At 60.9% G+C, this 16,846-nt stretch carries 11 protein-coding genes; 7 read left to right on the top strand and 4 right to left on the bottom strand.

Annotation, left to right across the window (positions count from 1 at the left end):
• The first annotated feature begins 65 nt into the window (after nucleotides 1-65).
• From VFV96_14340 to acs, 6 genes are all read left to right on the top strand, one after another.
• Nucleotides 66-842, top strand: coding sequence for an SDR family NAD(P)-dependent oxidoreductase (locus tag VFV96_14340; GenBank protein ID HEU5071579.1), 777 nt, complete (start codon nucleotides 66-68; stop codon nucleotides 840-842).
• Entirely contained in the window at nucleotides 832-2,601 is a 1,770-nt protein-coding gene (locus VFV96_14335) for an MFS transporter (GenBank protein ID HEU5071578.1), read from the top strand. The genes VFV96_14340 and VFV96_14335 overlap by 11 nt, the downstream gene beginning before the upstream one ends.
• A 206-nt stretch (nucleotides 2,602-2,807) precedes the next feature.
• Entirely contained in the window at nucleotides 2,808-3,845 is a 1,038-nt protein-coding gene (locus VFV96_14330) for a helix-turn-helix domain-containing protein (GenBank protein HEU5071577.1), read from the top strand.
• 193 nt (nucleotides 3,846-4,038) lie between these two features.
• The gene (locus tag VFV96_14325; protein HEU5071576.1) at nucleotides 4,039-6,192 is read left to right on the top strand and encodes an acetate--CoA ligase family protein; all 2,154 of its coding nucleotides are present in this window, start codon (nucleotides 4,039-4,041) and stop codon (nucleotides 6,190-6,192) included.
• Nucleotide 6,193: 1 nt separating this feature from the next.
• A complete protein-coding gene (locus tag VFV96_14320; GenBank protein ID HEU5071575.1) occupies nucleotides 6,194-8,071 on the top strand; it encodes a GNAT family N-acetyltransferase in 1,878 nt (625 codons plus the stop codon).
• Between the two features lie 121 nt (nucleotides 8,072-8,192).
• Nucleotides 8,193-10,163, top strand: a complete 1,971-nt coding sequence (gene acs / locus VFV96_14315) for an acetate--CoA ligase (GenBank protein HEU5071574.1) — start codon at nucleotides 8,193-8,195, stop codon at nucleotides 10,161-10,163.
• 114 nt (nucleotides 10,164-10,277) lie between these two features.
• Here acs and VFV96_14310 read toward each other — a convergent pair whose 3' ends face one another.
• From VFV96_14310 to VFV96_14295, 4 genes are all read right to left on the bottom strand, one after another.
• Entirely contained in the window at nucleotides 10,278-10,973 is a 696-nt protein-coding gene (locus tag VFV96_14310) for a transposase (GenBank protein ID HEU5071573.1), read from the bottom strand.
• 170 nt (nucleotides 10,974-11,143) lie between these two features.
• Entirely contained in the window at nucleotides 11,144-13,444 is a 2,301-nt protein-coding gene (locus tag VFV96_14305) for a cation acetate symporter (protein HEU5071572.1), read from the bottom strand.
• A gap of 42 nt (nucleotides 13,445-13,486) precedes the next feature.
• A complete protein-coding gene (locus tag VFV96_14300; GenBank protein HEU5071571.1) occupies nucleotides 13,487-13,891 on the bottom strand; it encodes a four helix bundle protein in 405 nt (134 codons plus the stop codon).
• Nucleotides 13,888-14,226, bottom strand: coding sequence for a DUF485 domain-containing protein (locus VFV96_14295; protein HEU5071570.1), 339 nt, complete (start codon nucleotides 14,224-14,226; stop codon nucleotides 13,888-13,890). Before VFV96_14295 ends, VFV96_14300 begins: the two co-directional genes overlap by 4 nt.
• A 131-nt stretch (nucleotides 14,227-14,357) precedes the next feature.
• Between VFV96_14295 and VFV96_14290 the strand changes: the two genes are divergently transcribed.
• Nucleotides 14,358-16,619, top strand: coding sequence for a GH92 family glycosyl hydrolase (locus VFV96_14290; protein HEU5071569.1), 2,262 nt, complete (start codon nucleotides 14,358-14,360; stop codon nucleotides 16,617-16,619).
• Nucleotides 16,620-16,846 lie beyond the last annotated feature (227 nt).

Below are 16,846 nucleotides of genomic sequence, written 5' to 3'. Positions count from 1 at the left end.
ACGACTGCGGCGTGGACGGCGTTTGTGCAGGCGGGCGGTGGTGAGCGCCCCGCATTTTAATTTCTATGGCACGTTTCGAAGGCAAAGTCATCGTGGTGACCGGCGCCAGCCGGGGCATCGGGCAGGCAATTTGCGAGGCGTTTGGCCGGGCTGGCGCCACCGTGGTTGGCGTGGCCCGCAGCGATCTGGCGGCGACCGGCGCGGCCGTGACCGGCACCGGCGGCAAATTCATCGCGCTGAATGCGGACCTCGGCCAGGGCACGCAGGCTGAAGCCAGGGCGCTCGTCGCGCAGGTGCTGGCGCAGGCCGGTCGCGTGGACGGTCTGGTGAACAACGCCGGCATCATCCGCCGCGCGCCGGCGGTGGATTTTTCCGAAGCCGACTGGAATGACGTCCTCCGCACCAATCTGAATGCGCCCTTCTTTTTGTCGCAAGCGGTGGCGAAGTGGTGGGTCACGGGGGGGCGGGAAAAATCCCCGGCGGACGCGCGGCTGAAGATCGTGAACGTCGCGTCGCTGTTGTCATTCCAGGGCGGCATCACCGTGCCCGCCTACGCGGCGAGCAAGCACGGCATCGCGGGTGTGACCAAGGCGCTTGCCAACGAATGGGCCCGGGAACGCATCAACGTGAACGCCGTGGCGCCCGGCTACATTGCGACCGAGAACACCAGGGCGTTGCGCGAAGATCCCGTGCGCAACAAGGCCATTCAAGACCGCATCCCCGAGGGCCGTTGGGGATCGCCCGCCGACATCGCGGGCGGCATCGTCTTCCTGAGCTCCCCGGAAGCCGACTATTTGAACGGCACGATCCTGAACATCGACGGAGGCTGGCTTGCACGCTGAACAATCAACACCAATTGGAAAATACCGCTGGCGCATTTGTGCATTGCTGTTTTTTGCCACAACCATCAACTACATGGATCGCAGCATTCTCGGAGTGCTCGCGCCTACCTTGCAATACAAAGTCTTCAATTGGACAGACAAAGACTATGCGTTGATAAACATTTCCTTCATGGTCGCCTACGCTCTTGGAATGCTGACCATAGGGGCGCTGATCGACAAACTCGGCACGAAGATTGGTTACACACTTTCCATTGCGGCTTGGAGTATCTTTGGGATGCTGCACGCGGCCATTCGTCCGGTGTTTGGTTTGTTAGGGTTTTGCGTGGCTCGGTTTGGTCTTGGACTGGGTGAATCGGGCAACTTTCCGGCGGCGATCAAATCCGTGGGCGAATGGTTTCCCAAAAAAGAGCGAGCTTTGGCCACGGGAATCTTCAATGCCGGCTCCAATGTGGGGGCCATTCTCGCTCCATTGGTAATCCCTCTGATCGTCTGGCCCGATGGCACTCATTGGCAATACGCGTTCTTGACGACCGGCTTTTTTAGCGCGTTATGGGTCATAATTTGGCTTAAGGCTTACCAAGCACCGGAGCGACACAAGCACCTTTCTGCGGCGGAACTTGCCTACATTAACAGCGATTCTGAAACCAAGACGACTGGCAAAAAGATATCTTGGGCAAAACTGCTGCCTCACCGCCAAACTTGGGCATTCGCATGTGCGAAGATCACTGACGCAGTGTGGTGGTTCTATTTGTTTTGGGGGGGGAAGTTTTTGTATGACCAGTTCGGGCTGAATATTAAGAGTCTCGCCTTGCCATTGATCACCATTTACCTGCTTGCTGACATTGGCAGCGTGGGTGGAGGTTGGTTATCCTCGCACTTTATCAAGCGCGGTTGGGCGGTAAGTCGGGCACGCAAAACGACCCTTTTTATTTGCGCCTTGTGCATCTTGCCGGTCATGTTCAGCACGCAGTTGGGCACGAAGTTTAATGTCGATGCACGGTTTTTTGAACGGCTTCAAACTGCCAAATTCACGACGGAACATATCGAAACTGTTGATGGCCGTCCGGTGCAAAGAAAAGTCGAACAAAGCGTGCCTGCTGAAATACAAGCCGCAATGCACTCGCTCGACAAAAAGAGCTTCAAATCGGCCAAGGAGTTTACGGGCGCCGCCGCAGAGGTTTTGGGTGCGACTGGTCTTGCCTCCAACCAAACGGTGTTGCTGGAGCTGGCAGCTGGTCGATTTGAAGTGACTGATGATTTTATTTCTCGTGGTGAGAAAGCGCTGCCAGCAGACATATCAGGAGCTGTTCACGCTTTGCATGGTAAAGTATACTCTTCTCAGGAGGCCTTCTTGGAAGCGCTGTCTTCGGCGATTGGCAAGGCTCGTGTAGGCAAGATGGAATCGGCGCTGATCTCGAGCGCCCGATCCGATAACCTTTACTGGATTGCTGTCTTGCTTATTGCTTTGGCTGCCGGAAGTCATCAAGCGTGGTCGGCCAACATCTTCACTCTTGTTTCGGACGTGTTTCCGAAGAAGGCGATAGCATCAGTGACCGGCATTGGCGGTATGGTTGGCGCAGTTGCTTCGATCATTGCCAATTTCACGTTGGGCGAAGTCTTAGCTTCAAGCGGTCCAAGTGGTTACTTCTTTGCTTTTCTAGTTTCCGGTTCGGCCTACATGATACTTTTGGGAGTCGTTCACTTGTTGATGCCGAAAATGAGGCCCTTGGACGAGAACCTAAATCCAATTCAAAGTTAGAATTGTTAAACAGGCATTTGATATTATCCCCATGCCCAGGCATCTGTGCCGGGTGCGCTTCGTAAAGTGTTAATGGCCATTATATTAAATCCGTAATTGGCGGTTTCAGTCGTGCTGGTTAACACACGTTTGAACTTGGGCTAATTCTTTCGATGTTGACCTAGTTGCCACTTGAGAGAGTTGGGGCTTTCGCCTAATTTGCGTTCATGCCAACAAGTTTTGTCAGGGGCGAAACGAACGGCAGCGGTGCTGGCGGTGTCCTGCAAGCTGAATCTCCGGTTAGCGCGCCGGTGGTCAAAACCGCCCCGGAGCGCTCCAAGCGTCGGGCGCGGATGGGAGACCCGGTGTCGGCTCCTTCAGTGGAGAACAATCACCGCACGCTGATCGATGCGTTGGTGACCTCCAAAATTTACCAGGATTACGAACGCGCGTTCACCGAGGCCACAGGCTTGCCGGTGGCGTTGCGTCCCGTCGAGTCGTGGCAGCTGCCGCATCACGGGAAGCGGGGCGAAAGCCCGTTTTGCGCGATGGTGGCCGAGAAAAGCAAATCGTGCGCGGTGTGCCTGCAGGTTCAGGAAAAGCTGCTGGACGCCGCAACGCAGGAGCCGGCCACCGTGGCGTGCGAGGTCGGCATGTGCGACACGGCGGTGCCGGTGCGCCTGGGCGACAAGGTGGTGGGGTTTCTCCAGACGGGCCAGGTGTTCCGCCGACGTCCAACCGAGGCGCAGTTCAAGAAGGTGCTGGGCCTGACCAAGGAATGGGGCCTTGAAGTCAGCCCGGCGGAACTCCGCGAAGCCTTCTTCGGCACGCGCGTTGTTTCATCGCGGCAGCACGAGTCCGTGGTCAAACTGCTCAGCATCTTTGCGCAGCATCTCTCCATCCTGAGCAACCAGCTCGTCGTGCAGCAGGAAAATTCCGAGCCGCCGGTCATCCGCCGCGCCAAGGAGTTCATCAACGAACATCAGACCGAGGACCTCACGCTCGGCCAGGTGGCGAAGGCGGTGAACACGAGCACGTTTTACTTTTGCAAGATGTTCAAGAAGGCCACGGGCATCAATTTCACCGACTACCTGTCGCGCGTGCGGATCGAGAAATCGAAGAACCTGCTGCTCAATCCAAATCTGCGCGTCAGTGAAATTGCGTTCGAAGTCGGCTTCCAGTCGCTCACGCATTTCAACCGCGTGTTCAAGAAGGTGCTCGGCCAGTCGCCCACGGAGTATCGCGCCAAGGTGCTCGGCATTTGAGACGCACCATGGGTTTGCCTGGCGGCGGCAAAAAACGGAGAACTTTTGCCAAGCACGGGGAAGAGCGGCGTGCGGAGGTTTGACACGTTGCCCGCAGCGGCCGGAAGTGCGCCGGCGAATTTCCCCAATCCTGGGAATCCCCCCGCGATGCTTCCCTGTTAACCGGTTGTGACCGCTCTTTTTGGACGAAACCATGATGCACACTGCCACTGCCAATTCCGGAGCCAAACCTGCGCCTGACGGCCGGGATTTCGAGGCGATCTTCACGCCCAGAAACATCGCCGTGATCGGCGCGACTGAAACGCCCGGCGCCGTCGGACGCACCGTGGTCGAGAACCTCCAGCGCATCAAATTTCCGGGCGGGGTCTTTCCGGTGAACCCCAAGCGGCCCAGCATCCTGGGATTGCAGGCCTATCCCAGCATTGGCGCCGTGCCCGAGAAATGCGATCTCGCCGTCATCATCACGCCCGCCGCGACGGTGGCGGGCGTCATTCGCGAGTGCGGGCACGCCGGCGTCAAGGCCGCCATCATCATTTCCGCCGGCTTCAAGGAAACCAGCGCCGCCGGTCTGGAACTGGAGCGGCAGGTGGTGCAGGCCGCGCGCGAGGGCGGCGTGCGTTTCATCGGACCGAACTGTCTGGGCGTGGTCAATCTGCACGCCAATTTGAACGCGTCCTTCGCGCCATCCTGGCCGCCGGCGGGCAGGATTTCCGTCATCTCGCAATCTGGCGCCCTGTGCGTGGGCATCCTCGACTGGGCCGCCAGCGTGAAGCTCGGCCTGAGCAAGGTGGTCAGCTTCGGCAACAAGGCGGATTTGAACGAGGTGGATTTTCTCACGGCGTTCCAGAGCGATCCGGAAACCAACGTGGTTGCCGCCTACCTGGAGAGCATCACGGAAGGCGACGCCTTCATGGACGTGGCCGAGGAAATCGCCAAGGTGAAGCCCGTCGTCGTGCTGAAGGTCGGCGTCACCCAGGCGGGCGCCAAGGCGGCCTCGTCGCACACCGGCAGTCTGGCGGGCGCGGACATGGCCTATTGGGCGGCCTTCAAGCGCAGCGGCGTGATTCGCGCGGAAAGCTTCGAAGCCCTGTTCGACTATGCGCTCGCGTTCGCCACGCAGCCGATTCCGCACGGCGAGCGCGTGGCCATCATCACCAACGCCGGCGGCCCTGGCATCATGGCGGCCGACGCGGCGGAGCTGCTCGGCCTGCGCATGACGCCGCCCTCGCCGGAGACGCAGGCGAAGCTGCGTTCGTTCCTGCCCGCGGCGGCGGCGGTGGGCAATCCGATTGACGTCATCGGCGACGCCGAGCCGGATCGCTACATCAAGTCGCTGGAGCAGATCCAGGAAGACCCGAACGTGGACGCAATGGTCATCGTGGTGACGCCGCAGAACATGACCAAACCGCTCGAACTCGCGCAACGCCTGCACGCGACACACAACAAGAAGAAGCCGCTGCTCTGCGCGTTCATGGGCGGCAAGGAAGTTGAAGGCGCGCGTGATTTTCTCATGGACGTGGGCATTCCGAGCTATCCCTCGCCGGATCGCGCCGTGGCGGCGCTCAAGGCCATGTGCGATTACGCCGCGTGGCGGCGCCGGCCCGCGCGCGTGGTCACGCGCTTCAGCGTGAACCGCCGCCGCGTGGATCGCGTCATTCAATGGCAGACGCGCGCCGGCATCACGCAGGTCGGCGAAGTGGAGGCGAAGGAAATTCTCCGCGCCTACGATTTCAAGGTGCTCGACAGCCATCTGGCCGCGACGGCGGATGAAGCCGTGGCCGCGGCGGAACGCATCGGTTATCCGGTCGTGCTGAAGATCAGCTCGCCGGACATCATTCACAAATCGGATTTTGGCGGCGTGCGCATCAACCTCGCCAACGCCGAGCAGGTGCGCGACGCCTTCGAACTGATGATGCTCCGCATCCAGCGGCGTGCGCCCAATGCCTACATCCGCGGCGGGTTCATCGAGAAGATGGGCACCCGGGGCCGCGAGGTGATTCTCGGCATGACGCGCGACCCGCAGTTCGGTCCGATGCTCATGTTCGGCCTCGGCGGCATTTTCGTCGAGGTGATGAAGGACGTGACGTTCTACCTGGCGCCCATCACGCAGGATGAGGCGATGCAGATGCTCAAGGGCACGCGGAGTTACGCGCTGCTCAAGGGCGCGCGCGGCCAGGCGCCCGTGGATTTGGAGGCCATCGCCAGCGCGCTGCAACGCATCAGCCAGCTGGCCACCGATTACCCGCAGATCGCGGAACTCGACATCAACCCCATGATTGTCGGCGAAGTCGGCACCGAGCCGTATGTCGCCGACGCCCGCATGACTTTGTCCACCCTTTCCCGCTGACATGAACTCTGAAAAAACCAGCTTCGATCCGTTCTGGAGGGAGAAATACAGCGCCACGATCACGACGTCCGCCCAGGCGGTCGCCCGGATCAAGCCCGGCCAGCGCATTTTCATCGGCACCGGCGTGGCGGAACCGCTTGAACTCGTCCGCGCGCTCACCAAACGCGCCTATGATTTGCCGGACACGGAAATCGTCCACCTGCTCACATTTGGCGAGGCGCCCTACGCGCACCGCGAACTCGCGCAATATTTCCGCGTCAACAGCTTCTTCATCGGGGAAAACGTGCGCGGCATCATTCAAGAGGGGCTGGGTGACTACACGCCGATTCATCTTTCGGACATTCCGCGTCTGTTTGACACCGGCCAGTTGCCGCTCGACGTGGCGCTGATTCAAGTCACCCCGCCGGACGAGCGCGGCATGTGCAGCCTCGGGGTGTCGGTGGACATCGTGAAAAGCGCGGCGGCCAACGCCTCGCTGGTCATTGCGCAGGTCAATCCGAACATGCCGCGCACGCACGGCGACACCGCGGTGCACATCCACGAGCTGGACGTGCTGGTGCCGGTGGACGAGCCGATTCTGGAGGTGCAGGAAGGGCCGGAGGACGAGGAGACCCGGCCCATCGCCGAGTATCTCGCCTCGTTGATCGAGGACGGCTCGACCATCGAAGTCGGCATCGGCCGCATTCCGCAGGCGTTGCTGCGCTTTCTGAAGACCAAAAAGGATCTCGGCATCCACACCGAAATGATCACCGACGGCATTGTGGACCTTGTCCAAAGCGGCGCCGCCAACGGCAGCCGCAAGAAGGTGGACAAGGGCAAGGTCGTGGCCAGCTTCTGCCTTGGCACGAAGAAGCTTTACGACTACGTGAACAACAATCCGAAGTTCGCGTTCCATCCCACGGAATACGTCAACGACCCGTCCATCATCAGCCAGCAATACAAGATGGTGGCCATCAACACCGCGCTGGAAATCGATCTGACCGGCCAGGTTTGCGCGGATTCGCTCGGGAGCAAGTTCTTCTCCGGCGTGGGCGGGCAGGTGGATTTCAACCGCGGCGCGGCCAAGGCGCCGGGCGGCAAGGCCGTCATCGCGCTGCCCTCCACCGCGCACAACGGCACGATCTCCCGCATCGTGACGAACCTGAGCCCCGGCGCCGGCGTGGTGACCACCCGCGCGGGCGTGAACTACGTCGTCACCGAACACGGCGTGGCCTACCTGCACGGCAAGAGCATTCAGGAACGCGCCCTGGCGCTCATCTGCGTGGCGCATCCCAAGTTCCGCGCCAAACTGCTCCGCGAAGCCATCGAGGCGAAGTATCTCAGCGCCGAACTCGCGGACAAGGAAGGCAAGCTCCTGGTCGGCCCGAAGGAACTCCGCACCACGCACCTGCTGCACGACGGCACGCAGATTGTGTATCGCCCGATTCATCCCACGGACGAGCCGCGCATGCGCGACCTGTTCTACAAGCTGAGCGAGCAGTCCAAGTTTTACCGCTTCATGGGCCACCTCACGCGCGTGCCCCGCAGCCAGATCGAGGACTTCGTTTACATCGACCACCGCAGCGAAGTGTGCGTGGTCGGCGTGCTGCCGTCGGCCGCCGGCGAGGAAATCATCGCCGTGGGCAACTACTACCTCGATCCGAAGACGAACAAGGCCGAGGTGGCGTTCACCGTGGCGGACAGCTGGCAGCGGCGCGGCATCGGCACGTTCATGCTGAAACACCTGACGCGCATCGCGCGGCGGAACGGCATCGGCGGCTTCACGGCGGAGGTGCTGGCGGAAAACAAGGGCATGCAGACCGTGTTCAACCGCAGCGGGCTGAAGGTGCAGAGCCACTACCGCGGCGACGTCTTCAGCTACGAGCTGGATTTTGAGTGATTGGTTCCGTGGTTGGTGTTCGTGGGTTAGTTGGGTTGGTTGAAGGGAGCGCGGCGCAAGCCGCGCTCCTTGCTATTTGGCATGGCATTTGGCAAAAAAGGTTGAAATCCATTTCACGAACATGGCTGAACCGATCAAGACCGACTCGTTGTTGCAGGAGAACCGCACCTTTCCGCCCGCCGCCGCCGTGGCGCAGCGCGCGTGGATCAAGGCTGACGCTTACGACCAGCTTTACCGCCGTTCGGTGAACGAGCCGGAGGCGTTCTGGCTGGAGCAGGCCGCCTTGCTGGACTGGATCAAAAAGCCCACGGTGGCCCGGCGCTACAACTGGAACACCAGGGCGCGCGTCATTCAGCACACCTGGTTTGAGGATGGCCAGTTGAACGTGAGCGCCAACTGCCTCGACCGGCATCTGCAGAGCATTCCCAACAAGCCGGCCATCATCTGGCAGGGCGAGGTGGAGGCGCAGACGCAGACGCTCACCTATGCGCAGTTGCACCGGGAGGTTTGCAAATTCGCCAACGTGTTGAAGGGCCTCGGGGTGAAGAAGGGCGACCGCGTGGCGATTTACATGCCGATGATTCCGGAACTTGCGGTGGCCATGCTGGCCTGCGCCCGCATCGGCGCCATTCACTCGATCATCTTCGGCGGCTTCAGCGCCGACGCGCTGTCGGGCCGCATCAACGATTCCACCTGCAAGGTGCTGGTCACGGCGAACGTCGGGCTGCGCGCGGGGAAGGTCATTCCGTTGAAGGACATCGCGGACGAGGCATTGCAGCACACGCCCAGCATCGAGCGCGTCGTGGTGGTGAAGCACACCGATACGCCCTGCCACTTCGAGACGCACCGGGACCTGTGGTGGCACGACGCGATGGCGACGGCGAGCCCGGATTGTCCGCCGGAAGCCATGAATGCGGAGGATTATTTGTTCATGCTCTATACCTCCGGTTCGACGGGCAAACCCAAGGGCGTGGTGCACAGCACGGCGGGCTATTTGTTGCAGGCGGCACTCACGACCAAATACGTCTTCGACCTGCACGAGGACGACATGTATTGGTGCACGGCGGACATCGGCTGGGTGACGGGGCACAGCTACATCGTTTACGGCCCGTTGTGCATCGGCGCCACGAGCCTCATGTTCGAGGGCGTGCCGACCTATCCCGATGCCGGCCGCTTCTGGCAGATTGTTGAGAAATACAAGGTGACGGTGTTCTACACCGCGCCCACGGCCATCCGCGCCCTGATCCGCCTGGGCGAGGAATGGCCGAACAAACACGATCTCAGTTCGCTGCGCGTGCTCGGTTCCGTGGGCGAGCCGATCAATCCCGAGGCGTGGATGTGGTATTACCGCGTCATCGGCAAGGAACGCTGCCCCATTGTGGACACGTGGTGGCAGACGGAAACCGGCGGCCACATGATCACGCCGCTGCCCGGCGCCCACACGCTCAAGCCCGGCAGCGCAGGCCGGCCATTTTTCGGCGTGGAGCCGGTGGTGTTGAAGGACGACGGCACCCCCTGTGCGCCGAACGAAGGCGGCAAGCTGTGCATCAAGAAACCCTGGCCCGGCATGATGCGCACGACATGGGGTGATCACGACCGGTTCATCGACACCTATTTCACGATGTATGCGGACATGTATTTCACCGGCGACGGCTGTCGTGTGGACGCCGACGGCGATTACTGGCTGATGGGGCGCATCGACGACGTGGTGAACGTGTCCGGCCACCGCATCGGCACGGCGGAGGTGGAGAGCGCGCTGGTCAGCCATCCGAAAGTTGCCGAAGCGGCCGTTGCGCCCATGCCGCACGACATCAAGGGCCAGGCGCTCTACGCGTTCGTCACCCTCAAGGATGGCATCCAGCCGAACGAGGAATTGAAGAAGGAACTCGTCGGCCACGTGCGCAAGGAGATCGGGGCCATTGCGGCGCCGGACAAACTTCAGTTCGCGCCCGGCCTGCCCAAGACGCGCTCCGGCAAAATCATGCGCCGCATCCTGCGCAAGATTGCGGAGAACGCCGTGGACCAGATCGGCGACACCACCACGCTGGCGGACCCGCACGTGGTCGAGGCGCTGGTGCAGGGGAAACAGTAAACGGCCCGCGGCTGTCCCCAGCCGCAGCGGGTGCAAAGGTGAGGCGACCGCCAAATTCAATTCCAGCATCGTCCGCAAGCTCGGGCGTGCTGCGGCTGAGACAGCCGCGGTCCGTCAAAGGCACAGTCGACCGAAGTCATCCCGCAATCGGGCACTACTCCACGGCCATTGCTTCGCCTCGCGGGCCAGCAAAGCTTTCACTGGATTCGCCTCGATGTAATGTTGGGTATGCGCTTCATGCCCGGCATGGCGCATGTAAGTGTCCCAATAATCGCTGAACCAGAGCTGTCCCTTTCTGCCCACCCGCTGGTTGATTGCGTGGGCCGTGAATCTCTTCCAATCCTCCACAACGCGCGACAGGCTCACGTTTCCCACCTTGAGCAGGACGTGAACATGATTTGGCATCACCACCCACGCCCGAAGCTCGTAACTTTGGTTGTGCCGGAACCGCAGTGAATCTTCCACCACCTTCGCCACGTCTGGCTGCTGGAGGACACGGCTGCCGCGTCCTTTGTCGAGATACTCCTGCAACATTTCACGCCGCGCCGGCACATCCTCGACTTCCAGCATCGCCGCCCACTCCGAACGCAATGCGGCAGGGAATGAATCCGCCAGATGAAACGTGACGAACTGGATCAAGCCCGGCTCGTCACGATGTGGCAGGTAGCCCCGTTCGTGCCAGCCGGGAAAGCCTCGTTTGCCGAGTTCCTGCGGTGACGTGGCCGACCATTTCCGTTTGTCGGCCACCAGTTCGCGCACGTCGGGGTTGTGCGGCAGGCCTCGACCAGACTTCGGTAATTGCTGGCTCACCGAGGCATTGGATGGAAAAGCCGCAGTGCTGGCAAGTTCGGATCGGCCGCCGCTTACGGACCGCGGCTGTCCCCAGCCGCAGCGGGTGCGGATGCGGGGCGACCGCCGAATCCAATTCCAGCATCGTCCGCAAGATCGAGGGTGCTGCGGCTGGGGACAGCCGCGCTCCGTCAGTGCGCGCCGGGTTGATGCTCCTGGATGTATTCTTGTTTCAGGCCCAGCTTCTCCGGTGCGTGCAATACCAGCATCTTCATGCGGATGTCCGCCGGCACGTCCTTTTGCGTGAGCTTGGAAATGACGATCATCAGGCCGATGGCCAGCGGCACGGCCCAGATGGCGGGTTGCTCGCACAGGATGCGGAGCAGGGGATGGTGCGCCCAAAAGTCATTCAACGGTTTGAACACGGCGAAGAGCTCACCCGCCTGGCCCGGCGCGGCCGCCAGCGTGCTGAAGCTCGTCAGCGAAATGGCCGCCACCGCGCTCAACCCGCCGGTCAACATGCCGGTGGCGGCGCCCTTCATGGTGAGCTTGCGCCACCAGACGGCCATGAACAGCAGCGGGAAATAGCTTGCCGCCGCGATGGCAAACGCCTGGCCGACCATGAAGTTGATTTCCAGCGCCTCAACGAAGCTGCCCAACAACATCGCCACCGCGCCGATGACGATGGCGAAGAGCTTGAACATCTTCATGCGCTGCTCGGGCGTGGACTTGGGTCGCAGCATCCGGCCATAGACGTCGTGGGCCATCGCGCCGGTCATGCTGACGAGCAGGCCGCTGAACGTGCTCATGAACGCCGCGAACGCGCCGGCGCAGGTGATGCCGGAGAGGATTGAGCCGAGCGGCGCGTATTTGTCGTTCAGCAGGCGCGGGAGTTCGAGGACGATCTTGTCCGTGCCTTTCGCGCCGATGCCGGAGTAAAGCTCGGGGAACAGGTTGCGACCCATCACGCCGAACACGGGCGGGAAGACGTAGAAGATGCCGATGAGAATCATCACCCACATGGTGGTGCGCTTGGCCGCGCCGCCGTCGGGGTTGGTGTAGAAGCGCACGAGGATGTGGGGCAATCCCGCCGTGCCGCAGATGAGCGCGATGATGAGCGAATAGGTGTAGAGCAGCGAGTAAGGCTTGGCTTCTTCAGGCGAAAGTTTCGCGGCCTTGGCGGCTTTGGTCGTGAGCGGGCCGAAGGGGGAAAGCCACGTTTCGTCCTTGGGAGCTTTTTCGGGGAGCGGTTTGCGAACAATGGTTGCCGAATTCCACGCAGCGAATAACTTCGCATACTGCGCCGCTTCACTGTTCGGAATTGCTGCCACCTCATCGCCAGCCAGTCTTGCCAAGCCAATACCAGCTTCGTTCAAGAATTTTTCTAGCGCTAGCTCGGCTTGCTGGCGCGTTTGTTTTACGCCAAAGGACGGGTTGGTTCTTGCATTCTGCATCCACGAGTTTGTCAGACTAATTGCCACCCAAACGGTGCGACGAATGGCTGCATTATATGCACCGATGGTCTGTAGCGTTGTCCGAGTTTTCATTCCGTCCACCTGCGGAGCATCGGTCAACCAATCCGCAACGACGTCAGCCTTTTCTTTAACCGTGGCATCACTCGCAAGTGCCGGAACAATTTGCTCAATCTTACGCTCAGAATTAAGCGCGAAGCTGATGAAGCTTTTTTGGAAATCGGGATGCTTTTGAACTTCAAGCCCTGTCAACGGAAGAACTGAACGTTCAACGCTCAACTTTGAACTTCCAACTTCCAAAGCAGCGTTCGTCCCGTTCGTTGAACGTTGGACGTTGGACACTGGATGTTGGACGTTTCCCCCATTCGCCCCGAGTTGTTTCCCATAATGCCCATACACCGCCATGAGCACGAAGATGGGCACCGAGATGGCGAACATCTTGACCCAGTATTGAAACGCCTGCACCAGCGTGATGCCTTTCATGCCGCCGAGCGCGACGTTGAGCGTGATGACCGCGCCCACCAGCACCACGCCCGCCCAATACGGCAGGCCCGGGAAGATGTAGGCCAGCGTCGTCCCCGCGCCTTTCATCTGCGGCATCGTGTAGAAGAAGCCAATGAACAGCACGAAGCACACGGCGATCTTGCGGAACAGCGGCGAGTCGAACCGGCCCTCGGCGAAATCCGGAATTGTGTAGGCCCCGAAGCGGCGCAACGGGCCGGCGATGAACAGCAGCAGGAACAGATAGCCGCACGCGTAACAGACCGGATACCACAGCGCATCGTAACCGCTCGACATCACCATGCCCGCGATGCCCATGAAGCTGGCGGCGCTGAGGTATTCGCCGGAGATGGCGCTGGCATTCCAGCCCACACTCACGCTGCGGCCCGCCACGAAGAAGTCGCTCGCGGTCTTGGATGTTTTCGCCGCGCGAAAGCCCATCCAGATCGTCACGACGACGGTGAGGGAGCTGAAGGCGAGGATGTAGGAGTCGAAGGCGAGGGCGAGCATGGGTTCCATGTCGGTTTGAAAGGGAGAAAGGGTGAAGGGGTGAAAGAGAGATCAGCACCGCGTGCGTGGATTCTTGAGGAGCCAGACTTCGGGGGTGTTCTGCATTTTTACCAGCTTGCCCATGATGAAATCGTAGGCGCGGTGAAGTTCCCGGCCATCCTTGGCGGTGATGTAGCCGCACCGGACGGCGTATTCGATCCAAGTCTGAGTTTCAGCCGCCTCGCTTTCAGCGCCGTTCAGTTTCTCACAAAATGCGGCCTCGTAACGCCGGCGGCGCCAGCCTTCCGAAATGTGACTGGAAACGGAACGGGAGGATCGGCGCACCTGGTCGGTCAGCGAATATGTCTCCTCGCGTGGAAACTTCTTGGAAAGTTCGAACAGTCGCATTCCGGTCGCGATGGAAAGTTGATAGACTTCCAACTGCCAGTGATGAGTGATTTTGCCGGCTGCTCTCATCGGCTGAAATTCTCCCTTTCTCCCTTTCCCCCTTTCTCCTCTGCAACTTCAGCTACTTCTTCCTGCTCCAGCGCAATGGACCGCCTGATGAAGTAAAACGAAATGCACCACACGGCGGGGAAGAAACCGATGCCGAGCAGGAACCACGTGAGCGTGAAGCCGAAGATGCGCGTGGCCATCAGCCCGGGCGCAAAGTAGTTTGCCAGCGGCAGGCCGAGCAGCACCAGCAGGAAGGCGAGTGCGCAGGCGATGGACAGTTTGAGCTGCTTGCGCATCAGCGAATGAAGAAATCCTTCGCTGTGCACGTCGACCTTTTCCGGCGGCGTATTTGGCATGGGAAGTGGCGAAGGTTTACCGGAGTTGCCAGGGCGAAAGCAATCGCAGAGGCGCTGTTTGGGTGGCCCGGTTGGCTGGCCGCGCCGCGTCATTCCTTGATTCGCAGCCGCGCCCGGTTTACCAAATGACCATGCAAAACATCCCTCGACACGTATCGCGTTCCGCCCTCGCGCTGTTGCTGCTCGGGCTGGGCGCCGCCCCTGCCTTCGCCAAGTCGCCGGTTGATTACGTCAATCCCATCATCGGCACGGATGAACACGGCCACGTTTTTCCCGGGGCGACCGTGCCCTTCGGGATGGTGCAATTGTCACCCGACACGCGCGACACGACTTGGGACGGCTGTTCCGGTTATCATTACTCGGACGGCTCCGTGATGGGGTTTTCGCACAACCATCTCACTGGCACGGGCTGCGCCGATCTGGGCAACGTGCTGCTGATGCCGCTGGTCGGCGAGGTGAAACTGGCCCCCGGCGACAAACCCGGAGAAGGGTATCGCGCGCGGTTCTCGCACGAGCAGGAGGAGGCGCGCCCCGGCTACTACTGCGTGTTTCTGCCCGATGAAAAAATCAACGTGGAACTCACGGCCACCGCCCGCGCGGGCATGCACCGTTACACGTTTCCCCAGACCGACCAGGCGCACGTCATCATCGACCTGCACCACGGTGTCGGGAATGAACCGACCGATGCGCAGTTGAAGGTGGAAAACAACCATGCCGCGAGCGGTTTCCGCCGGAGTGCCGGATGGGGCGGCGACAAGGTGTATTACTTCTACCTCGAGTTTTCCCAGCCGTTTGCCACGTCGGGCATCCAATTCAACGGGCAGGAAGTCACGGGCGAGGAGGCCCAGGGCAAGGACATTCGCGGCCATTTCGATTTCAAAACCCAGGCAGGCAAGCCGGTGCTCGTGCGCGTGGGATTGTCCACCGTGAGCGTGGCCGGTGCGCAACGCAATTTGAACGCCGAACTGCCGAACTGGGATTTTGACGCCGTCGTCAAGGCGGCGCGGCGGCAATGGGAACAGGCGCTGAACGGTGTCGAGGTGAGCAGCGATGGCGAAGCCTTCAAACAGACCTTCTACACGGCCCTTTATCACACGATGATGGCGCCGACCCTTTTGAGTGATGTGGACGGGCAGTTTCGCGGTCCCGACCTGAAGGTGCATGAGGCCAAAGGCTACGAATACTACACGGAACTGTCGCTTTGGGACACCTTCCGCGCCGAGCAACCACTGCTGACGCTCACCCAGCCCCAGCGCGTGAATGACATCGTGCAGACGATGTTGACGCACTTCACGTGCTTCGGCCAAAACACCCTGCCGGTCTGGACGGAGGGCGGCAAGGAGAACTGGTGCATGATTGGCAACCACGCAATCCCCGTCATTGCCGAAGCGTATCGCAAGGGGTTCCGCGGCTGGGACGCCAAGGAGGCGCTCGCCGACATGATCGCCACCACGGACAAAAACCGCGCCGAACTCGACAGCTACCGCGAACGGGGCTTCATCCCGTCGCGCCGCGATGTGCAGAGCGTTTCCAAGGTGCTGGAATATGCCTACGACGATTCGTGCATTGCGCGATTTGCGCAGGCGCTCGGCCAGGCCGACGTGGCGCGCAAGTATGCCACGCGAGCCCGCAACTGGGAGAATGTCTTCGATGCGTCCACCGGCTTCATGCGCGGCAAGAACCGCGACGGCAGCTGGGTCACGCCGTTTGACCCGAAGCGCATCCAGTTCAACGACTACACCGAGGCCAACGCCTGGCAATACACGTTCTTCGTGCCGCAGGATGTCCCGGCGCTCATCGCCAAACTCGGCGGCGACGAGGCGTTCGTGACCAAGCTGGATGAGATGTTCGACACGCGGGAAAAAATTCCCAACCAGCTCTCGGACGTGACGGGCCTGATCGGCATGTATGCGCACGGAAACGAGCCGTGTCATCACGTGGCCTACCTGTATGATTACGCCGGCCAGCCGTGGAAAACCCAGGCGCGCGTCCGGCACATCGCAACGTCGCTTTACAACAATCACCCCGGCGGCCTGTGCGGCAACGACGACTGCGGGCAGACCTCGGCCTGGTATGTGTTTACGGCCATGGGCTTCTACCCGGTGGATCCGGTCAGCGGCCGGTATGTGATTGGCAGTCCGATGGCGGATCAGGTGACGCTGCGGCTGGACGATCAGCATTACCACGCGCACACCTTCAGGGTGGTGGCGAAAAACAACTCGCCGCAGAATGTTTACATCCAGTCGGCTCGTTTGAATGGCCGGCCGCTGGAGCGGACCTGGCTGGCCCACGACGAAATCGCGGCGGGTGGCCGCCTGGAACTCACCATGGGGCCGCAGCCCAATCGCGCCTGGGGCAGTGCTCCGAACGATCGCCCCGGCGTCGTGAATTGAAGTTTTTCCGCGTCCTTCGCGGACCATGTTTGCCGGCAATGCCGCGGGCGTTGCCGGCAAATTTTTTTAAGAGAACCGGCCCGGGCCGCCGGGCGTCAAAATCCGCATCTTCGCGACTTCGCGGCGCGGGACAAGCCAAACCATGTTGTGCCTTTGGCAAAATAGGGAAGGCTCCGATTGGCCGTCGGCCTAGTTTGAAATGGCACGGAGCCAACCTGCACACGGGC

Source organism: Verrucomicrobiia bacterium (genome assembly GCA_035765895.1).
In the GTDB taxonomy this organism is placed as follows: domain Bacteria; phylum Verrucomicrobiota; class Verrucomicrobiia; order Limisphaerales; family DSYF01; genus DSYF01.
This window is presented reverse-complemented; position numbering and strand designations above follow the sequence as displayed.